Origin of the sequence: Sphaerisporangium perillae (assembly GCF_023276435.1) — a bacterium.
In the GTDB taxonomy this organism is placed as follows: Bacteria; Actinomycetota; Actinomycetes; order Streptosporangiales; family Streptosporangiaceae; genus Sphaerisporangium; species Sphaerisporangium perillae.
This window is the reverse complement of sequence record NZ_JALLPO010000006.1, coordinates 161,793-182,098: the sequence shown is the minus strand read 5'-3', so window position 1 is coordinate 182,098 and position 20,306 is coordinate 161,793. Positions and strand designations below refer to the sequence as shown.

Here is a 20,306-nt window from a genome sequence, read left to right as displayed (position 1 = left end):
TCCAAAGGAATGCGGTTAGCCTTAATTCGTGCGCATACGTGACCTGCTCGCCATCGAGGGGCTCCGGCTCACCCTGCTATCCGGAGAGGATCATCTGGACCGGCGGTTCACCGGCGCGCACATCACCGACCTGCCCGACCCCGGCCGCTACCTGTCGGGCGGCGAGCTGGTGCTGACCGGGCTGATGTGGCGCCACGGTCCGGAGGACTCCCGGCGTTTCGTCGAGATCCTGGCGAAGGCGAAGGTGGCCGCGCTCGGCGCGGGTCGGGCCTGGCTCGGCCATGTGCCGGACGACCTGGTCGAGGCCTGCCGCGAGCACGACCTGCCGCTGCTGGACGTGCCGGTGGAGGTCTCGTTCCGCACGCTGAGCGAGGTCGTGGAGGCCCGCCTCGGCCGCAACCGGGTCGTCGACCTGCGCGGGGCGCTCGGCCGGCACCGCCGGATCGTCGCGGCCATCGCCGAGGGCACCGGGCTCGACGACCTGTTCGCGATCATCGCCCAGGAGCTGGGCATCACCGGCGCCGTGGTTTCGGCGAGCGGCGCCGTCGTCGCGGGACGGCTGCAGGGAGATCTCCCGGCGCTGCTCGCGCGCGAGTTCCTGGCCGCCACGCGGCTGCCCCACCTGGTGCGCACTCCGCAGGGGCCGTTCACACTGTTCGCCGTCGACCGGTCGCACCGGGCCGCGGGCTGGGCCCTCGCCCTGGGCTCCGACCTGCTCGACCACGCCGACACCGGGTTCGAGCTCGCGGCCTGCGTCGCGCTTTCGCGCAGCCGCACTGAGGAGGGCCGCAGGGTCGAGCGGCGGCTCGCGGAGGAGCTCATCGGACTGGCCTGCTCCGGCGCCGCCGACACGGCCGAGCTGGCGTCGCGGCTGCGCACCTGCGGGATCGGCACCGAGGAGCCGTACGCCGTGGTCACGGCGGCCGTTCTCAGGCCGGGCGCCATGGAGGGGCCCGACCTCGCCACGCTGGGCGGCCAGATGCTGGAAGAGCTGCTCGACCGCCGCGTGGTCGCGGCCCGGGGAGCGGACGGCGCCGTCGCGCTGGTCCCGCGGCACGTCGTGGAGGCCATCGGCGCCGGGAGCACGGCCGGCGAGGAGCCCGGGGACGCCGTGGAGATCGACGGTTCCGGCGGCGGGCCGGTGAGCGATCCGGGCGGCGAAAAGGCCGCGGAATCGCGTGCGGATGGGCGAGCTGACCGCGAACATGAGCGCCGAGTCAGGACCGCCGCCGAATCGATGCACATTCATCCGCAAGTGCGGGCGCAAGTGCATGGGCAAATGAACGGTCATGTGCAAGCATTGGTACACACGTTGAGGGAGCGTGTGACGGCCCTCTCGGCCGGGATGCCGAGAGCGCAGGTGGCCATCGGCGTCAGTGCCTGGCTCACCGGTGCCTCGGGTATCCGGGGCGGTGCCGAGGAGGCTGGTCACGCACGGCGCCTGGCGGAGACGCGAGGCGGAGGGGTGGTGACAAGTGACGAGATCTACACGCACGCCCTACTGCTCGCCACCGTTCCCGCCGAGGTTCGCCGGTCCTTCTCCGACCGGATCCTCGTGCCACTGTTCGCTTACGATCAGCGGCACCGGTCGGAGCTGGTCCGTACGCTCGATGTCTTCCTTGAGTGCGCCGGTTCATGGCACACCTGCGCCGAGCGTCTGCACGTGCACGTGAACACGGTGAGATATCGCATCCGGCGAGTCGAGGAACTCACCGGACGCGATCTCGGTTCGATGGCGGACAGGGTTGATCTTTTTCTCGCACTACGTGCGAACTGAATAGCGAATCAGTGGCTCAGGAAAACCGAATGGTGAATCAACAGCACAGGAAGTCCGCACGGACGTTATGGGCGGACGGGGAGTCGGCAACGGCCGTACCATTGCCGGAGAGGCCAAGGGTGGCCGAGAATACGATGCCCAAGGCGAGAAGTGCGAGGCGGCGGCGACGCAAGACTGACTCCTGTCGGTCGCAGATTGTCGGGGATTACATCTTGAAGGGGTGCCGGTGAACGGTCAAGATCTTATTGGACAGCGAATCAAAACGACCCGCCGCCAGCGCGGTCTTTCCCAGGCCCAGTTGGCGCATCCGGAACTCTCGGACAGTTACGTCTCACTGATCGAGAGTGGCAAGCGTACGCCCACGGCGGCCGTTCTGGAACTGCTGGCGGCCAAGCTCGAATGCTCCCTAACTTACCTGATCAACGGCGTCACGGCCGAACAGATGCAGGACCTCGAGCTCCGGCTCGGCTACGCGAGCCTGGCGCTCAACAACGGCGAGGTCGCCGAGGCCCGCCGGCGGTACGCCGAGCTGCTCGAAGACGGCAGCCTCGCCGGGCTTCGCTCCCTGATGCAGCAGGCCGAGTACGGCTACGCCCTGGCCGCGGAGGCGTGCGGCGACCTCGACGAGGCGATCATCGTCCTGTCGCGGCTGCGTGACGCGACCGGGTCGACGCTGCCCGCCGAGCAGGTGGTGGCCATCGCCGTCGCGCTGTCACGGTGCTACCGCGAGCGCGGCGACCTGGCCGCCGCGGTGCAGGTCGGGGAAGAGACGCTTCTCGGCGCCGGCCGGCCCACCTGGAACGACGACCTGGTGGAGCTCGGCTCCACCCTCCTCGGCGCCTACATCGTGCGGGGCGACCTGCTGCGGGCCCGCCAGTTCTCGGTGGAGCTGCTCGCCGCCGCCGAGATGCTGGGCACGCCTCGCTCGACCGTCGCGGCCTGCTGGAACGCCGCCGTCGTCGCCGACATCACCGGGCGCAGCGACGAGGCGATCTCTCTGGTGGAGCGCGCGCTGGCCGTGCAGTCGGAGACCGGAGAGCCCCGCAACCTCGCCAGGCTCCGCATGGAGTACGCCGTCCTGCTACTGCGCACGCGCCCCGCGGAGGCCGCGGCCTGCCGTGACCTGATGCTGCGCGGCGAGCGAGAGCTGGCCGAGTCCTCCGCGGGTGCCGTCGACCTGGCGCGGGCGGCGATCTATCTGGCCAAGGCCGAGATCGTGCTCGGCGATGCCAAGAAGGCCGCCGAGCACGCCCGCCGGGGCAGGGACATGCTCGACGAGCGCACCCCGGCGCTCCTCGCCGAGGCGCGCCTGGTCCTGGGCAACGCCCTCCTGCTGCTGGACGAGGCGCCCGAGGCGTCCGTCGAGCTGATGGCGGTGGAGCGGTCGCTCGAGCACTCGCCCGCCTCCCGCAAGGCGGCCGAGGGGTGGCTGGCCACGGCCATGGTGCTGGAGCATCTCGATGGCGGGGAAGGCAGCGTGGCCGCCTATCAGCGGGCGCTCGCGAGTGTCGGCCTGTAGGACCGCGAAGGACGAGTCCGGCGCCGGGAACGCGAGGGAGGTGTTCTTGGCGCCGGGGTTTTCCACAGGCGGCGACGCGTGGTGAGGACCGGCCTGCCGTCTGAGTAGCCTTAGGGTGCTATGAGGACTTCTCCGCTTGCCGCCGCCCTGGCGTTCGTGGTCGCCGTCGTGCTGGGCACGGCCTTCGCGTCTCCAGCGCTCGCCCACACCTCGCTCAAGAGCAGCGACCCCAAGAAGGGGGCCACGGTCAAGAGCCTCGACTCGGTGTCGCTGACGTTCACCGAGGCGGTGCGCCTCCCCGTCGTGCTCGTGCGCGACGCGGGCGGTCGCGAGCACCACGAGGGCAAGCCCAAGACGGACGGTCCGACCGTCACACAGAAGGTGGCCGGCCCGCTGCCCTCGGGGAAGTACACCATCGCTTGGCGCGTGGTCTCCGACGACGGCCATCCCGTCGAGGGGGAGATCCCCTTCACGGTGCGGGCCCCCGACGCGAGCCCCTCGCCGGCCCAGTCCTCCCAGGCGAGCGCTCCGTCCTCTACCGAGCAGGCGAGCCCGCCCGCCGCGTCGCCCAACGCCACCACGCCGACGCCGCCCGCCTTCGCCCCGACCCCGGTGTCGCAGGAGTCCCGCCAGACGGGCGGCATCCCCGTCTGGGTGTGGATCGTCATCTTCGGGATCGCCGGCATCGGCATCGGCATGGCCATCAGCCTGCGGAAGAAGCCATGAGCAAGACCGTCCGGCTCGGGATCGCGGGGGCCTGCCTGGCGCTCGGCGGCCTGATCGTCGCCATGGTCGTCGGCGGCGCGGCCACGCCGCGCATCATCCCCGGCCTGCCCGACGAGGGGGCGCTGACCCGCTGGGCCCTGCCGGTGTCCAAGCTCGCGATGGACGCCGCGGGCGTGCTGACCGTCGGCCTGCTGCTCCTCGCGACCATGCTGCTCCCGAGCGACAAGGGTCTGCTGGGCAAGCCCGCACTCCGCTACGTCCGGGCCGCCTCCTGGACGGGCCTGCTCTGGGCCGCGGCGGCGGCCGCCACCCTCGTCTTCAGCCTCTCTGAGACGCTGGGCACGCCCGTCGTCGACGTGCTCGGCGGAAACGAGCTCACCAGTTACGCCAGCCAGGTGCCGCAGGGCATCGCCCTCACCCTCGTCGTGCTGTTCGGCGCCGCCATCGCCCTGTTCTCGCGGGGCGCGATCACCGCGGGCGCTTCGGGGGGCCTGCTCGTCCTCGCGCTTGCCACGCTGATGCCGCCGGCCCTCACCGGCCACTCTTCCTCCGCGCCGAACCACGGCCTGGCCACGACCAGCGTCGCGCTCCACCTGCTCGTCCTGTCGCTGTGGGTAGGCGGGCTCCTGCTGCTGTGCGTGCACGCCCTGCGCCAGGAGCCCCACCTCGACCTCGCCGCGCAACGCTTCTCCCGCATGGCGCTGTGGTGCTTCGTCGGCGTCGGCCTGTCCGGCGCGTTCAGCGCGCTGAGCCGGCTGACGTCGGTCCAGGACCTCTTCACCAGCTCCTACGGCCTGATCATCCTGGCCAAGGTCGCCGCCTTCACCGCCCTCGGAGTGATCGGCTGGTGGCACCGCGGCCGTACCCTTCCCGCGCTGTCCGCCGGCCGGCCGGGCGCCTTCGTCAGGCTCGCCGGCGTCGAGGGCCTGATCATGCTGGTAGCGGTCGGCCTGGCCGTCGCGCTGTCGCGCACCGCCCCGCCGCCGCTCGACCTGCCGGTGGACCGCGCCTTCGAGCTGCTGGGCTACCTCGTCCCGCCGCCGATCTCGGTCGCGAACCTCCTCACGCTGTGGTGGTTCGACCTGTTCTTCGCGACGATCGCCGCCCTGCTCGCCTTCCTGTACGGTGCGGGGGCGGTGCGGCTGGCGCGCCGCGGCGACCACTGGCCGATGGGCCGCACGATCAGCTGGGGCGTCGGGGTGCTGCTGCTCGTCCTGGTCACCCAGAGCGGCGTCGCCCGCTACGCTCCGGTGCTGTTCAGCGTGCACATGACCGAGCACATGATCCTGTCGATGCTCGTGCCCATCTTCCTGGTCCTGGGCGCCCCGGTCACCCTGGCCCTGCGGGCGCTCAAACCCGCCGCGCGGCGGGGCGACCGAGGCCCGCGCGAGTGGGTGACGACGATCCTGCACAGCCGGGTCGTCAAGGTGGTCACGCATCCGGCGATCGCCACCGCGATCTTCATCGTCTCGACGTACGCGCTCTACTTCACGCCGCTGTTCGCCGCGGCCATGGAGGAGCACCTCGGTCACATCGCGATGACCGTCCACTTCCTGCTCAGCGGGAGCCTCTTCTTCTGGGTGATCATCGGGATCGACCCCGCGCCGACCAAGATCCCGCATGTCGGCCGGCTGCTCCTGCTCTTCGTCACCATGCCGTTCCACGCCTTCTTCGGCATCGCGCTGATGAACATGGGCACCCCGATCGCGGGGGAGTGGTACGACCAGCTCGGCCGCACCTGGGGAGCCTCCGGGCTCTCCGACCAGAGCACCGGCGGAGCCATCGCCTGGGCGTTCGGCGAGATCCCCACGCTGATCGTGCTCATCGCGCTCGCCTTCCAGTGGTACCGCGACGAGCAGCGCACGACCAGGCGGGCCGACCGGCGCGCCGACGCGCGCGCCGCCAAAGAGGGCGGCACCGGCGACGCCGAGCTGGACGCCTACAACGCCTATCTGGCCAAGCTCGACCAGAGCGGCCGCGACTGACGGGGCCCCCGGGGCCCACGGGGCCTGCTGGGACCGGCGAAGGCAGGCCGGGTGTCTCGTCAAGCGCGCCCGCACCTACCTGCGGGTAGCGTGGCATCAAGGAGTTCGGGCATAAACACCTCGGGTGGGCATTACGGCAGACCCGCCTCGCAGGAGTGGCCTCGCCCCTACTCCGAGCGATTTCTCAACCGCTCTTCAAGCACGCGCCGGTAGCGTCCCGCCGTCTCGTCGGGGGCGACGCGGTGGGGCCGGGATCACGTGGCCCGGAGCGGTGCGCTGCCCAGAAGGGTTGGGGGAGTTGTACGAAGAGTTGCGCATGCGCGGAAAGCGAAGTCTGGCGCGAGCAATCGAGGACTATCTGACGGAATGGTCGGAGCGCACCGGAATCGCCGTCGAGGTATGGGCCATGCCCAAGGAGCGGGTGACCGGCCCCGTGGCCGATGCCGTGTACGCCGTCGTCCTTGAGGCACTGGCCAACGTCGAGCGGCACAGCGGCGCCCACACGCTTTCCATCGCGCTCACCACCGGGCGCGGCGGGCTGCGGCTCACGGTCAGCGACAACGGCATCGGCTTCCCGCCGGGACGCACCGGCCGCGGCATGGACACGATGAAGCGGCGGTTCAGCGAGGTGGGCGGCACGCTGACGATCAACAGCGTCGTCGGCGAGGGGACGACCGTCAGCGGCCAGATCTGACAGGCGGGACGGCGCCGGGCGGCCCGATCCGAAGCGCGGTGGAACCCGAGGGGAGGATCCGGACGGCCGGCGGGATCCGGGCGGTCAGGGCGCCACGATGGGGGAGGCGCCGGTGTGGTCGGCGGACTGCGAGATGTTGAGCCTGAGCTCCACGTCGCCCCCCGGGTCCGCCTGTGCCAGAAGCACGACGCCGGCCAGGGCGCCGGCGAGGGCCAGGAGGCTCAGAGCAGGGGTGTACCCGTGTGTCCTCCGGGTGTCCGTCATCGGGATCTCCTCCGAACAGCGATCGTCGGGCGGTGCCGGATCGTGGGCTCCGGCACCGCCCTCGGCAGGAGGTACGCGCCGCGGGCGCCGATAGTTCGAAAGGTCGTACGGGTTCAGCAGGTGGGACTGTGGGGCTGCTCTCCGTAGAGCCGCCCGCACTGGCGGACCACGACCTGCTCGCCGCTGGGGTCGACGGGGCTCGGGTGGTGCCCGGTGGTCACAGATCGCGGCGCATGCACACCCGGGGCCACCGGTCGAGGCCGTGCGCGGTCTCGCGCCGGCGGAGGTCGCGCAGACCCGGCGTGAGCTCGGCGTCGTCCAGGCACCAGAAACCGCACCGCTCGTAGTAGGGGGCGTTCCACGGCACGCGCGTGAAGGTGATGAGGGTGAGGGCCGGGAGGCCCTCGGCCTTGGCGTAGGCCGCGGCGTGGTCGATGAGCGACCGTCCCATGCCGCGATGGGCGGAGGCGGGATGCACGGAGACCTGCTCCAGGTGGAGGTTGCCGTCGAGCACGTCGGCGATGAGGTAGGCGACCGGCCGGTCACCGGCGTCGACCTTGACCCATGCCCGTCCGGCGGCCTGGTAGCCGGCCAGTACTTCCAGGGAGAGAGGAGGGTCATCGGCGATCACCGACATGCCGATGTCGCGGAAGGATCGCCCGGCGGCGCGCTCGATGTCCTGCAGGAGGGGAAGCTCGTCGGCGGCCGCCATACGGATGCTCATCGGCTCATTGTCGCCGCCGTGGCCGCCGGTGAACAGTCGTTTACGGCACAGCCTGCCGCCCTGATGACGCCGGGCTTCGGGGCGGCTTCTTCAGTCGGTCAGAGGGTGATGTGACCGGTCTTGAGGTTGTCGACGAACATGTGCCACTCGCCGTAGCTGAAGATCACCGCGGGACGGTCGGGTCGCTTGGAGTCACGGACGGCGATCGCGTCGGCCAGGTTGCTCGCGACTTCGACGCAATGGCCGCCGTTGTCACCGGAGCGGGATGACTTGCGCCATAACGCGGCACTCAGATCCATTTGTCCACCGCTTCCTTGATTACTTTGAGCGACAGGGACTGGGGGTAGGCCTCCGCCCTGATGGCGTCGTAACGAGCGGTGAGCAACGCGATCGCGTTTCGATCGCTCATCGTACGTCCGTCGGGCACTGAATCCACATATACCGTATATGGCGTCCCGCGCTGTTCGGCTATAACGAAACCGGCAAGCAGGCCGGGGATAGCCTCGGCGTCGAAGGGAACGATCTGGATCGTCACCCGTGGATGCTCGGCCATTTCCAGAAGGTGCCGCATCTGGTTCCGCATCACTTCCTTGCCGCCGATGGGCCGGCGCAGAACGCCCTCGTCCATCAGGCTGAGGATCAGAGGCGGATTTTCCTGCGACAAGATGTTCTTGCGCTGCATCCGGCCGATCACCCGTTCCTCGACTTGTTCGGGCGTGCTGCCCGGCGCGCGGCTGAAGATCCGCCGCGCATATGGCTCGGTCTGGAAGATCCCGGGCACCAGTAGCGGGTCCCACGTTTGAATTGCCGTCGCGCGGCGCTCCTCGAAGGTGAAATCGCGGAAATGATCGGCGACCGGCGGCGGGGGCGGCCAGCCTTCGAGGTGGAGGGCCTGGAGCACGCCGTCGAGCTCGAATGCCTGGTCACAGCGCTTGGCGAAGTCCTCGCTGGGAGTGCGCTTGAGGTTCTCGACGGCGCCGATGAGGCTGCCGGAGAAGCCGACCCGGCGGCCGAGCTGCTCTTGAGTGAGCCCCGCCAGTATGCGGTAGCGCTGAAGCTCGTAGGCGAAACGGGCGCGCGCGGAATCTTCCGGGTTGATTTTAGTCATATGTGGCATTTGAAACTCCTTACTCCATTTTGTGGTGGGCGAGCCGAGACGTGACCACCGTTCCACGCGAGCCGTGACTTCACTGTGTAGTTAAGCGGATACTCAAGGTAATGGATGTGGAGTATCATGGGAAGCCCGAATTCCTGTCGTGCGGCCCATGGTCCGGTCCGCGCCGGGCGAAAACCCTCCGGTGCCTTCCGAGGGCGCCGGCCCGCCATAGGGGTGCCGCCGGGCGGCGTCTTTCCGGAGCCGTCCGCACCCGGAAGTCATCGCCTTGTGGCCGGCGATGAGCGCCGCCGGAGGCAGCCCATGGAATACGTCCGGACGTATCCCGCTACCCCCTTATCGGACAGGTGCTCCAGACCGGCCGGCGACATTCACGAATTCAGCACACGCATTGTGCTCCAGGTGTGGAACACGGTCGCACTCGTGACGTTCTTGGAATCGCCGCGCGGGGCGGAAGAAGAGCGGGCGGGACGCGCCTTCGCCGCGTGCCCTCCGGGCCGTGATTCGCGCGGCCATTCCGGCGCGACCGTCTCTGGAACCCTTCCGCGCGGCCGGCGGATCAAAGTTCGGCGGGATACCGTCGGGGACGGGTCGTGGCGCCCTGCGCGTCGCGGCGGGGACGGTGGCGCGCGAGCGGATCGCGCGCGCCGGTCGCCGCCCTCGCCACTCCCGGCGGGAGAACCGCCGCCACGTCTTTCTTGACTCCGGTTCCCGGTTTCGGAGTCAGTGGCCCGCGGTGGCGGCCGTTTTGGTAAGCCACGCGGCTTCCCTCAGGCATGTATATAACAAAAGGGCATCGGCCGAGGTTGTGGGGTTGCCTGCGGCCGTAAGGCGTGTTCGCCGGGCGCCGGATGGGCGCAAATTGATCACTTAATGACACCAAATCTGACGAAATGATGACGAGGTGCACGTCAGTCAGTAAGGCTCAGAAGTACACCCCGCTTTTCTGGGCAGGTGTGTCCGTGGAACGCCAAGGGTCGGTCATGGGAGGACGAGTGCCTCGTTCGAATTCCGGGTTCTCGCCGGATGTCGCCGCGGCTCTGAGCCAGGCCGACCGAGGGATTCGCATGCGCATGGGCAACCATCACGCGCTCTTCGACTACTGGCGCTTCGCCATGAGCACGATCTGCAGCGTGGACGCCTTCTACGTGGGGTTCTACCGGGAAGGCCGCAGGATCGTCTATCCGTACACCTTCGACGACACCATCGCGATCAAAAGGTACGTGCCTCCCGAGGTCAGCGGGTACGGGCCGAAGGGGCAGGCCGCGTGGATTCTGAAGCACAAGCGCCCCTACACCTACGCCAGCGACAACGGCCTGCTCCTGCACCACGGCGTCTCCTTCGGCGACGCGCAGCGGGTCTCGGCGGACGCCATCACGATCCCCATGTCCGACACCCGGGACGGCGAGCGCGTCGTGATCGGCCTCGCGTCCATCCAGACCTACAGGAGCAACGCCTACACCGACGAGCACGTGCGGGCCTTCGAGTGGACGGCGAGATCGGTGGCGACGGTGCTCGCGCGGGAACGCGAGGACGATCTCAACCGTGAGGAGCTGGCGGTCCCGTCCGAGGGCTCCAAGACCGAACAGCCTTCCGTCGTCGAGGTGGTGCAGGACGTCTCGGCGATCCTGGTGGACCTGCACTCCCGCATCTGCGCGCTCGAAGAGGCCATCCCGATCGGCGAGCGGGAGCTGGTGCGCCAGGTCAGGGAGCTCCGGTACGAGTGCGAGCGGGGGCAGACCGAGACCATGGACATCATCGCGCGGCCGTCGGCCCGCGCCGAGAACCTGCTCAACTCGCTGTCGTCCAAGGAGCGGGAGATCGCCTTTCTGATCGCCCGCGGCGGCATGACGAACAAGGAGATCGCGGCCCGGGTTTTCGTCACGGAATCGACCATCAAAGGCCACGTCTCCCGCATATTGCGCAAACTCGGTGTCGAGCAACGATCCGGCATCGCGGCCAAGCTCGAGCATTTCTTCGACTAGCGCCTGATCGCCGCGCGCCGGCCGGTCCGCGATGTCCATGAACGTTCGGCGGTCCGATCGGCGTGCGCCGAAGCCGGCTCGGCCTATGGCGAGCAAGCGGGCGGCGTCCTCGGGCGCCGGGACGGTGTCGCACGTTACTTGCGAATGACCCGCAATTCACGTGCCGCTGCACGTTCCGGAGTGCATAAGGGTGGTCTCTGGCGCCGTTTGCGGTAATTCTCGCGAACCAGGTTCGGCTATTCCGGTTACCGACTGTTCCCGCGGGTTCACCCAGCGAGCGTGAGCAGTACTTAGTACTGAGCCTCCGTGCTCGAAAACCCGTCGCGGACACATGCACTATGGGTGATCAATGCGGATATTGTCCTTATGTCAAGAGGGAGGGGTTTGTCGGTACCTGACGGCTTTCCGGCCGTCGACGCGGGGGAGACCGGTCGACGTCGTCGGTGGTACCGGCACAGGCGAGGAGCTGGCTATGGAGGGGTTGACCATCGCCATCCTCGTGATCACGCTGTTCTCCGGAGTTCTCTACTCGTGGCGGAACCGCCAGGGGAACGACGCGCTCGCGTCGGTCGCCGGCGATTTCCCGCTCACTCCGGAGAAGGCAGCGCGGATCGCGGTGGAGGCTGGTCTGTCGTGGCGGGAAAGAACTCTGGGAAGGACCGTTCCCGTGGTACGCACCCGGGACGGGCTGAAGGTCGAGATCGGATGCAGGGCGGGAGTGATGGCGTTCGAGGTCAGCGAGACACCGGTGGGGAGCCGGGTCGCCGGCCACGCCGAGGAGGTCGCGGTCGTCAGGCTTCCCGAGCTGGGAGGGCTCGGCGCCTCCTCGACCAACGTGCTGTACCTGAGGGCCGGCACGCCGCGGAATCCGGCCAAGCTGCTCCGGCGGCGCGAGCGGGTGTTCCGCGCTCTCGCGCGCGCGGCGTCCCGCGGCGAGCGGCGGATCGGCAAGCACGAGCTCAGGGTGGGGGCCCGAGCCGGGAGAGATGACGAGCGCCTCGGCGAGCGCGTGGGCGTGAAGGTGGGGGGCCACAGCTGAGGCTCTGAGAGCGCGCACGCCCGCCCCGTCACCTGGCGGCGGTGGCGGGGCAGGCGTGCGTTGGCGGTGCCGGTCAGTCCCGGATGATGTGGACGTCCACCACGGCGGAGCGTCCCGATTCGACGGCCCGCAGCCCCCTCTGGAGGGCGGGGATGAGGTCCGCCCGGTCGGTGACGGTCTCCCCATCGGCGTGGCAGGCGCGCGCCACCGCCGCGAAGTCCGGAGGCGCGCTGAAGCGCGTCCCCTCGGCGTCGCCCCGGGTCGCCGAGAGACCCTGCGGGAAGAGCTCGAAGACGGGCAGCCGGCTGGCCCGGTAGCCGTCGTTGTTGAGCACGACCGCCAGGATCGGAGCGCCCGCCTCGGCCGCCAGGCACAGCGCCGCCGTGGGCACGCCGAACATGAAGGCGCCGTCGCCCACCACGGTCACGACGCGGCGTCCCGGCGAGGCCAGGCTCACGCCGACCGCCCCGGCCAGCCCCCAGCCGAGGCCCGGCGATCCCGTGCCGTACATCGTCGCGGCCTCGGTGCGGCTCAGGACCTCGTGCAGCGCGCGGGCGTTCGTCACGGCCTCCTCGATGACGAGGTCGTCCGGCCGCAGCACCTCGTTCAGCGCGGCGACGACCTCCACCCCCGTGATCGGCCCGTCGGTGGCCGCCTCGGCGGGCCGAGCGGTCTCCGGCGTGCTCGCCTGGGGCGCGGTGCGGCCCATCTCCTGGAGGCGGTCGGCGATCTGGTCCAGCGCGGTGGCGCCGTCGGCGGTGATCCCCACGTCGACCGGGAAGGTCCACATCGGCATGTCGGTCCTGAGTGGGTCGACGTCGATGTGGACGATCGTCGCATCCTCCCGGGGATGGGTGAACCTCGGGATCCACGGCACGTCTGCGTCCACGATGATGATCAGATCCGCCTCCTCGACGGCCCGCTGCCCGTCCGCCGCGGACAGCAGGTTCATCGGGTGGGACGTCGAGATGTTGACGCAGCCGCTCTCCGCGAGGTCGATCACCCGCATTCCCGCCAGGTCGGCGAGACGCGTGACCGCGTGGAACCCCTCGGGCCGCCGGCCCACCTTCGCCGTGACGAGCAGCGGCCGCTCGGCGCCCGCGAGCCGCTCGGCGAGCCAGTCCACGGTCTGCGGATCGGCCGCCGGCGGGCGCGGGACGGCGTACCGGGTCGTGCGGCCGAGCTCGAGCGCGGGCGGGTCCATGAGGACGTCGCGCGACACCATGAGGTACGCCGGACCCGGGCGGCCGCCCGTCGCCACCTGCACGGCGCGGCCGATCGCCCGGGCCAGCATGCCGGGCCGGGTGATCTCCATGACCCACTTGGCGTACCCGCGGACGACGCCGGCCTGGTCGGGGACGTCCTGCTGCCAGTGGATCGTGTGCGAGCGGCCGCCGGGGGCGCCGGGCTCCTCGGCGTACGGCGTCTTGCCCGCGATGACGATCACGCCGGCCCGGTCGCGCAGCATGTTGTGCATCATGGCGCCGAGGTTCTGCGTGCCCACGTCCACGTGGACGAACACGCACTGCGGGCGGCGGGTCACCTGCCAGTAGCCGTGCGCGGCGGCCAGCGCGACCGACTCGAAGGAGCAGATGATGATCTTGGGGGTGGGGACTCCCGCCTTGGCCAGCGTGGCGACCGCCTCCTGCAACGGGGCGGAGTCCGTGCCGGGGTTGAGGAAGAGGTGCTCGACGCCGTGCTCGGCGAGTAGCCACAGCAGGTGCTCGGCGGTGGTCGCCGGCTGGAAGTCGTCCACGCGGTATCTCCTTACATAACAGCATTTTTCGCGTTAAAGGTGCATTGAACATCGAGCGTAGAAGATCAGCACCCGCGCCGTCTCCCCCCTCGCCGCGTTCAGGAGCCGAGATAGCACAGGACGGCGAGCACCCGGCGGCTGTAGCCCGTCACGTGGGACAGCCCGAGCTTCTCGAAGATCGCATTGATGTGCTTCTCGACCGCGCTCTGCGACACGTGGAGCTGCGCGGCGACCGACGCGTTGGTGCAGCCCTGGGCCATGTGGTCGAGCACATCGCGTTCCCTGGGCGTCAGCGTGGCCAGCGGATCGCCGTGGCTCGTGCGGGCGAGCAACTGGCGCACCACCTCCGGATCGAAGGCCGCGCCCCCGGCGCCCACCCGGTCCAGGGCGTCGAGGAAGTCGGAGACCTGGGCCACCCGGTCCTTGAGCAGGTAGCCGACGCCCTCGACGTCACCGCTCATCAGCTCGGTCGCGTAGCGCTTCTCGACGTACTGCGACAGGACGAGCACGCGGGTCTTCGGCCACCGGCGCCGGATGTCGAGCGCGGCCCGCAGCCCCTCGTCGGTGTGCGTCGGCGGCATCCGCACGTCCGCCACCACGACGTCGGGCCGGTGCTCGGCCACCGCCGCGAGGAGCGCGGTGGCGTCGCCCACCGCGGCCGGTACCTCGTGCCCCTCCTCGAGGAGAAGCCGCACCAGGCCCTCGCGCAGCAGCGTCGAGTCCTCGGCCAGGATCACTCGCACGGCAGTTCCGCGACGACGGTGGTCGGCCCTCCGGCGGGGCTCTGGAGGTGGAACCGGCCGTCCAGCGCGGCGACCCGGCGCGCCAGCCCGGACAGGCCGCTGCCCGCGGGATCGGCCCCGCCCTGCCCATCATCGTGTACGCGCACGACGATCATTGTCTCCCGCCGGGCGAGATGGACGGTGATGAGCCGGGCGTTCGCGTGTTTCGCGGCATTCGTGACCGCCTCGCAGACCACGAAGTAGGCGGCGGTCTCGATGGTCGGCGCCGGCCGCTCGGCCAGGTCGTAGCGGACCTCGACCGGTACGGCCGCGTGCTCGGCGACCGTGGCCAGCGCGTCCCGCAGCCCGGAGGAGTCCAGGCCCGTCGGGTACACCCGCCAGGCGACCTCGCGCAGATCGCCGATCGCCTCCCTCGCCGCCTCGTGCGCCTGCAGGAGCAGCGCATCGAGCAGTTCGGGGGAGCGTCCCCGGCGGGCCCTGCCGATCAGCATGGCGAGGGCGACCAGCCGCTGCTGCAGCCCGTCGTGCAGGTCACGCTCGATGCGCCGTCGCTCCTGGTCCACGGCCGCCACGATCCCGGCTCGGCTCTCGGCCAGCTCGGCGATCCGCCGTTCCAGCAGTTCCGTCGTGCTCGGGCCGAGCAGCCGTCGCGCCAGGGCACGCTCCAGGGCCGCCACCCCGAACATGCCCGTGACGTCGAGGAACAGCAGCACGATCCCGGCTACGCCGAGGTAGAGCAGGATGGGCGGCGTGGGCGGGATGCCATCGTAGTTCTCACCGAGCGCCCAACCCCAGGCCAGCTGTGCCCCGGTGCCGAGTCCCAGGACGAGCAACAGGAGCACGATGCCGCCCAGGACGCCGACGGGCCAGCGAGCCGCCACGTAGGCGAGCGCGCGCCGCCCCTCGTACCGCTGGGGCTCCACGCTCGCTTCGCGCCGCGGCCGGCCGTGGGACCCGAGGGCGGACGCGTTCTCCCACCCGGGCACGGGGATGGCGGCCGCGCCCATGAGCCGCAGCCGCCGCACCTCAAGAGCGGCCAGCCGCTGGGCGCCCGCGAGTATCAGGCGCGTCGCCGCCCGCCGCCCCCGAGCGCTCGTCACGCAGCCGAGGGCGACGATCCCGGCCAGGACGAGGTAGATCAGCTCGGCCACGGCGGTGCCCGTGCCGAGCAGGAGCGCGAGCGGCACCCGGGCGGCCCGTCCCGCCGCTCCCGGGCCGGGCGGGTCAGCGAGAGCCATGCCTGCCCTTCTGACGCCGCTCGCTCAGCCGTACGGCCACGAAGGTCGCCGCGGCGAGCACGACCGCCCCGAGCACGATCTTCGACAGGATCCCCGCGTAGCTCTCCACCAGCCCCCAGTTCTCCCCGAGCTGGTGCCCGGCCAGGATGAAGATCGTGTTCCAGATCAGGCTGCCCAGCGTGGTGAGACCCACGAAGGGGACGAGCGGCATGCGCTCCACCCCGGCGGGAACCGATATCAGGCTGCGGAAGAGCGGGATCATGCGCCCGAGGAACACCGTCTTCTTGCCGTGCCGGGCGAACCACGCCTCCGCCTTCTCGATGTCGGACACCTTGACGAGCGGCAGCCGGGCCGCGATCGCCACCGTCCGGTCACGTCCCAGCAGCGCCCCGACGGCGTACAGCGCGAGCGCGCCGACCACCGAGCCCAAGGTGGTCCAGAGGAGCGCGTCGAACAGGCTCATGTCACCCCTGCTCGCGGTGAACCCCGCCAGCGGAAGGATCACCTCGCTCGGCAGCGGAGGGAACAGGTTCTCCAGGGCGATGGCCACTCCCGCCCCTGGGGCCCCGAGCTGTTCCATGAGTCCGATCGCCCATCCGGCGACGCCGTCCACGGTGTTGGTGTTCATGGCTGCACGCTAATCAATACCGGACATATCAGGGCATGAGGAGAACCGTCGGGCTTTCGGGGGGATGCCGCAGCCCGGGGCTGTGGAAAACCGCAGGCCGGAGCGGGCCGTTAGAGACGTTGTCCACAGGGCAGATGCTCGCCGGTCGTCGCGGAGATCAGGTCACTAGTGTCGTGGCAGGACCCGTGTGAACCCTCGTCGGACGGAGCAGATGAAGTGATCGCCGTGCGCCCCTCGCTCAGCGGAGCCGTCGCGTGACGCGCTTTCCCGGCGGCCCCGCCCACCGGACACGGCGATGGTCCGTCACCGGCGTGACACTCTTCGCGACCGCCATGACCCTGCTCCTCACCCCCACCCTCGCCACCGCCGCCCCCTTCACCCCACGTACCTCCGCCCCCGCCACCGCTCCGCGCGGCTCCGCGATCACGGCGCCGCGGCTGGAGGAGCGGGCATGTCCTGTTCCGGTGCCCTCGGGCACCCCCTGCGGGTTCCTGGTGGTGCCGGAGCGCAGGGGCGTGCAAGTGAGCCGGGAGTTGCCCGGCGCGCGGTTCGTGGAGTTCGCGGGTGTGGGGCACGCCGTCTTCCTGTCGAGCCGGTGCGGCCGGCAGACCATCTCGGCGTTCGTCGCCGATCCTCGCGCGGCGGCGCCCTGCGATCCGCGGCAGGCTCCCTACCGGATCTGGAGGCAGGGAGAGTTCCACCTGACCGCGGCCGTTTACCGGGTCAGCACGGGTGCCTGGTGGCTGCTGATCCCGTTCGCGCTCTTCTTCGTGACCTCCGCCGTGCAACTGGTCGCGGGGTTGACGGCGCTCACGCGGCGGCGGCCGGAGGGCAGGGTCTCCTCGGTGGTGGCCCTGACGACGGTGGCCGGCCTGGCCGGGGTGGCGTTCACGTTGCTGGCGGTGGTGGGCGTCTACCGGGCGGCGGCGACCAACGAGACCGCGCTGGCCGTCGGCGTCCCGACGGCCGTGACCTGGTACGGCACCCTGGCGGCGCTGTCGGCCCTGCTCAGTGTCGTCCTGCTGTTCCGCAGCCGCTTCCGGTGGCCGTCGATCGTCGCGGCGGGCGTGGCCGTCACCCTGCTGGTCTGGTGGTTCGCCTTCATCGAATCTCTTTAATCAACGCGGCCAAGAACATCCTCGCTGCCGGGCTGGCAGAGAGGTGAAACGCCTGTGGAGCTGGTGTAAGAGCTCAAAGGAGGGAGTCCTCTCTGGCGGGCGACCGGCGGTGAAGCAGGAAACCTGACCCGCGAGGGTCGGATTCCCCCTCGTTCACGAGGGGGAGGAGGTCAACTAGCCCGGTTCCCGCGGACGCTCACCGGACGCTCCCCGGCCGGCCACCGTACGACGGCGCCGGCATCGCCGTACCGCCTCTCACCGCCGCGGCGCCGGACGCGCAAGCACCACAGCGAGCGGAGAGAGCAAGGCGGTCCGGGTGAAGGTGGGCCGTCGGCGTGCCGGCGATCGGGCGTGGGCGTGGTGGCGGGGGGTTGTGGGCGGGTTCGATGGGTGTGCTGGGAGGTGGGGCCGCAGTGCGCTGGGAGGTGGGGCCGCGGTGTGCTGGGAGGTGGGGCCGCGGTGTGCTGGGGGGAGGGCGGGGGCTAGGGGAGGGTGAGGATTTCGCTGGCGGTGTCGGTTACGAGGATCGTGTGCTCGAACTGGGCGGTCCGCTTGCGGTCCTTGGTGACGGCGGTCCAGCCGTCGGGCCACACGTCGTACTCGATGGTGCCGAGGGTGAGCATGGGCTCGATCGTGAAGGTCATGCCGGGCACCAGCGTGACCGACAGCGAAGGGTCGTCGTAGTGCGGCACGATCAGGCCGGAGTGGAACGAGGTCGAGATGCCGTGCCCGGTGAAGTCGCGCACCACGCCGTACCCGAAACGCTTGGCGTAGGCCGAGATCACCCGTCCCACGATGTTGAGCTGGCGCCCGGGGGCCACGGCCTTGATCGCCCGCATCATGGCCTCGCGCGTGCGCTCGACCAGCAGCCGCGACTCCTCGTCCACCTCGCCGACCAGGTAGGTGGCGTCGGTGTCGCCGTGCACGCCGCCGATGTAGGCGGTGATGTCGATGTTGATGATGTCGCCGTCCTTGAGCACGGTGTCATCGGGGATGCCGTGGCAGATCACCTCGTTCAGCGAGGTGCACAGCGACTTGGGATAGCCGCGGTAGCCGAGCGTCGAGGGGTAGGCGTCGTGGTCGCAGAGGAACTCGTGCCCGATGCGGTCGAGTTCGTCGGTGGTCACGCCCGGGGCGATGTGGCGGCCGACCTCCTCCAGCGCCTGGGCGGCGATGCGCCCGGCGACGCGCATGCGCTCGATCGTCTCGGGCGTCTGCACGTCGGACTCGCCCCGGCGGGGTTCCTTGCGGCCGACATACTCCGGGCGCTCGATGTGGGCGGGAACCTTGCGGGTGGGCGAGAGCCGCCCTGGCCGGAGCAGTGTCGTCATGCGCCAAGTCTAGTTCTGCTCGAAGGGGGCAGGATCTGCCTGAGAGCGAGCGTGGCGGGTGTTTCGGGGGCATGCTTGAAGGCCACCGTGCGAGGAGGACACATGAGCGCTGACCAGTGGTGGTTCTGCCTGAAGCACATGGCGGTCGAGCCGGAGAAGGGCTGCCCGAACAAAGATCGCCTCGGCCCCTATGCCACGCGAGAGGAAGCGGCGGCGGCGCTGCAGACGGCCGCCGCCCGCAACAAGACCTGGCAGGAGGAGGACAAGGAGTGGGACGGTGACTAGACCTGGCGCTTCCAGGGCCGGGTGACCGCCAGTCGCCACAGGGCGAGTATGCCGATGCCGCACCAGATGAGGTTGAGCACGGCGGACGGCCACGCGAGATGGCAGGCGGAGTTGATCATTAAGGCGATCGCTCCGCCGAGGTTGAGAAGCTGGTAGGCGAGGCTGTCACCTGACATCCTGCGCGTCGACAGCATGGCGTAGGCGTAGAGCAGCACCCCGGCGCCGAGCATGCCCAGGATGTCGATGAGGAGAGGCACCGCTTCAGGTCTCCGTCAGCGGGGCCGGCCTCTGGGGGAGGCGTTGGAGGCGGGAAGGAGCGTATAAAGCTGGATATTTCCGGCGTGAGGTCCTGTAGTGCAATGGAGCTCCCCCAATCCATGTGCGTGCCGGCGCTGCGGGAAGTGCCGGTCGGCGCGATCGGCGGCGTCGGTGTTTTCCCACGTCACGCCCTTTTCAGCGGTGTCGCCGCTAACGCTACTGTCGATGGGCGCAGCCGCCCCCCGGACGACGCGGCGGCAGTTCCACGCGGATGTGCAGTCTTCAGAAGCGAGCGCAACCGCGTCCCATCTTGGCGTACGTTTTGCTCCCGGTATCTCCCGGCCGCCGCGGTTCCCGATATCTTAAGGCTCTCGATATCTCCCGGCCGCCCGGCTCCCGATGCCGCCGGGCCGTTCGGGAGTCGCGCTTCGCGGGCCGGCGCCCTGCCCGGGACTCGGCTTCAGTCGCTCACGCTGGGGCCGGTGATGCGTTCGGCGAGGCGGGCCAGCCGGTCGATCAGCCGGGAGCGTGATCGCCGTGCCTCGCCGGCGGCCAGGCTCACGAGATGCTGCGCCGCGTCGAAGGTGAACAGGCCGTCCTGGGCCGGCACGGCCAGAGCGTCGTGGGCCAGGCCCTCCAGCTCGGGGTCGCCGCCGTCCAAAGCGAGGATCGTCGCCCCCGTGCGCCGCGCGTCGTCGACACGCTCGAGCAGCGGCACGGGAGCCTTGTCCTCGGCGACGACGAACAAGGTCTCACCCCGGCGCACGGCCTCGATGCGGTCGATGCCCACCGCGAGGTGAGGCGCCGCGCCGGGCGGCGGGGACCAGCGCACCAGTGTGGGAGCGAGCTGGGCGAGCCCGGACATGCGCGCCTCGTCGTCGAGGTGGGCGGCGAGGTGCCACGGCTCCTCCTGCGGGGTGCCGACCAGGAGCAGCCCTCCGGGCGTGCGGGTCGAGCGGAGGCGGGACCCGAGCTCGCGGGTGCGCTCCACCCATCGGGTGGTGGAGAGCGCCTCGCGCAGGAAGGCCACCGACGCAGCGTCCATGGGCTCCATGGTGCATCATCGCCCCCGCCGCCGTCGCGATATGAACCACCTGGCATGATCGGGGAGAATCGCGAGCC

Annotated in this window: 20 protein-coding genes; 9 read left to right on the top strand and 11 right to left on the bottom strand. The window is 70.2% G+C overall.

Annotation, left to right across the window (positions count from 1 at the left end):
- The first annotated feature begins 28 nt into the window (after positions 1–28).
- The 5 genes from MYF83_RS07955 to MYF83_RS07935 all read left to right on the top strand — a co-directional run bounded on the left by MYF83_RS07955 (position 29) and on the right by MYF83_RS07935 (position 6,701).
- Positions 29–1,777 (top strand): PucR family transcriptional regulator, encoded by a 1,749-nt coding sequence (locus MYF83_RS07955; RefSeq protein ID WP_248959542.1) that lies wholly within the window; start codon positions 29–31, stop codon positions 1,775–1,777.
- 220 nt (positions 1,778–1,997) lie between these two features.
- A complete protein-coding gene (locus MYF83_RS07950; RefSeq protein ID WP_308201413.1) occupies positions 1,998–3,296 on the top strand; it encodes a helix-turn-helix domain-containing protein in 1,299 nt (432 codons plus the stop codon).
- Between the two features lie 120 nt (positions 3,297–3,416).
- Entirely contained in the window at positions 3,417–4,022 is a 606-nt protein-coding gene (locus tag MYF83_RS07945) for a copper resistance CopC family protein (RefSeq protein WP_248959540.1), read from the top strand.
- Positions 4,019–6,007, top strand: coding sequence for a bifunctional copper resistance protein CopD/cytochrome c oxidase assembly protein (locus tag MYF83_RS07940; protein WP_248959538.1), 1,989 nt, complete (start codon positions 4,019–4,021; stop codon positions 6,005–6,007). The genes MYF83_RS07945 and MYF83_RS07940 overlap by 4 nt, the downstream gene beginning before the upstream one ends.
- A 316-nt stretch (positions 6,008–6,323) precedes the next feature.
- Positions 6,324–6,701, top strand: coding sequence for a sensor histidine kinase (locus tag MYF83_RS07935; protein ID WP_248959537.1), 378 nt, complete (start codon positions 6,324–6,326; stop codon positions 6,699–6,701).
- Between the two features lie 84 nt (positions 6,702–6,785).
- Here MYF83_RS07935 and MYF83_RS07930 read toward each other — a convergent pair whose 3' ends face one another.
- From MYF83_RS07930 to MYF83_RS07915, 4 genes are all read right to left on the bottom strand, one after another.
- Positions 6,786–6,965 (bottom strand): hypothetical protein, encoded by a 180-nt coding sequence (locus MYF83_RS07930; protein ID WP_248959536.1) that lies wholly within the window; start codon positions 6,963–6,965, stop codon positions 6,786–6,788.
- A gap of 217 nt (positions 6,966–7,182) precedes the next feature.
- Positions 7,183–7,689, bottom strand: coding sequence for a GNAT family N-acetyltransferase (locus MYF83_RS07925; protein ID WP_248959535.1), 507 nt, complete (start codon positions 7,687–7,689; stop codon positions 7,183–7,185).
- Positions 7,690–7,787: 98 nt separating this feature from the next.
- A complete protein-coding gene (locus tag MYF83_RS07920) occupies positions 7,788–7,988 on the bottom strand; it encodes a DUF397 domain-containing protein (RefSeq protein ID WP_248959534.1) in 201 nt (66 codons plus the stop codon).
- Complete coding sequence (locus MYF83_RS07915) at positions 7,979–8,806, bottom strand: helix-turn-helix domain-containing protein (RefSeq protein ID WP_248959533.1); 828 nt, start codon at positions 8,804–8,806, stop codon at positions 7,979–7,981. Before MYF83_RS07915 ends, MYF83_RS07920 begins: the two co-directional genes overlap by 10 nt.
- Before the next feature lie 1,070 nt (positions 8,807–9,876).
- Here MYF83_RS07915 and MYF83_RS07910 point away from each other — a divergent pair.
- Both MYF83_RS07910 and MYF83_RS07905 read left to right on the top strand, forming a co-directional pair.
- Positions 9,877–10,788, top strand: a complete 912-nt coding sequence (locus tag MYF83_RS07910) for a LuxR C-terminal-related transcriptional regulator (RefSeq protein ID WP_248959532.1) — start codon at positions 9,877–9,879, stop codon at positions 10,786–10,788.
- Between the two features lie 472 nt (positions 10,789–11,260).
- The gene (locus MYF83_RS07905; protein WP_248959531.1) at positions 11,261–11,827 is read left to right on the top strand and encodes a hypothetical protein; all 567 of its coding nucleotides are present in this window, start codon (positions 11,261–11,263) and stop codon (positions 11,825–11,827) included.
- A 73-nt stretch (positions 11,828–11,900) separates the two neighbouring features.
- Here the strand turns inward: MYF83_RS07905 and MYF83_RS07900 are convergent, their stop codons facing one another.
- The 4 genes from MYF83_RS07900 to MYF83_RS07885 all read right to left on the bottom strand — a co-directional run bounded on the left by MYF83_RS07900 (position 11,901) and on the right by MYF83_RS07885 (position 16,192).
- Positions 11,901–13,583, bottom strand: coding sequence for a thiamine pyrophosphate-requiring protein (locus MYF83_RS07900; protein ID WP_248959530.1), 1,683 nt, complete (start codon positions 13,581–13,583; stop codon positions 11,901–11,903).
- Positions 13,584–13,681: 98 nt separating this feature from the next.
- On the bottom strand, positions 13,682–14,326 hold the full coding sequence (locus MYF83_RS07895) for a response regulator transcription factor (protein ID WP_248959529.1): 645 nt from the start codon (positions 14,324–14,326) through the stop codon (positions 13,682–13,684).
- Entirely contained in the window at positions 14,317–15,564 is a 1,248-nt protein-coding gene (locus tag MYF83_RS07890) for a sensor histidine kinase (RefSeq protein ID WP_248959528.1), read from the bottom strand. Before MYF83_RS07890 ends, MYF83_RS07895 begins: the two co-directional genes overlap by 10 nt.
- On the bottom strand, positions 15,551–16,192 hold the full coding sequence (locus MYF83_RS07885; protein ID WP_248959527.1) for a DedA family protein: 642 nt from the start codon (positions 16,190–16,192) through the stop codon (positions 15,551–15,553). Before MYF83_RS07885 ends, MYF83_RS07890 begins: the two co-directional genes overlap by 14 nt.
- A gap of 254 nt (positions 16,193–16,446) precedes the next feature.
- Between MYF83_RS07885 and MYF83_RS07880 the strand changes: the two genes are divergently transcribed.
- Positions 16,447–17,310 (top strand): hypothetical protein, encoded by an 864-nt coding sequence (locus MYF83_RS07880; RefSeq protein ID WP_248959526.1) that lies wholly within the window; start codon positions 16,447–16,449, stop codon positions 17,308–17,310.
- Between the two features lie 482 nt (positions 17,311–17,792).
- On the opposite strand, the gene map is transcribed toward MYF83_RS07880, so the two are convergent.
- Positions 17,793–18,641, bottom strand: coding sequence for a type I methionyl aminopeptidase (map, locus tag MYF83_RS07875; RefSeq protein WP_248959525.1), 849 nt, complete (start codon positions 18,639–18,641; stop codon positions 17,793–17,795).
- A gap of 102 nt (positions 18,642–18,743) precedes the next feature.
- Between map and MYF83_RS07870 the strand changes: the two genes are divergently transcribed.
- Positions 18,744–18,926, top strand: a complete 183-nt coding sequence (locus tag MYF83_RS07870) for a hypothetical protein (protein ID WP_248959524.1) — start codon at positions 18,744–18,746, stop codon at positions 18,924–18,926.
- Here MYF83_RS07870 and MYF83_RS07865 read toward each other — a convergent pair.
- Both MYF83_RS07865 and MYF83_RS07860 read right to left on the bottom strand, forming a co-directional pair.
- Entirely contained in the window at positions 18,923–19,183 is a 261-nt protein-coding gene (locus MYF83_RS07865) for a CBU_0592 family membrane protein (RefSeq protein ID WP_248959523.1), read from the bottom strand. The two genes, MYF83_RS07870 and MYF83_RS07865, sit on opposite strands and share 4 nt — an antisense overlap.
- A 461-nt stretch (positions 19,184–19,644) precedes the next feature.
- On the bottom strand, positions 19,645–20,229 hold the full coding sequence (locus MYF83_RS07860) for a hypothetical protein (RefSeq protein ID WP_248959522.1): 585 nt from the start codon (positions 20,227–20,229) through the stop codon (positions 19,645–19,647).
- Positions 20,230–20,306: the final 77 nt, after the last annotated feature.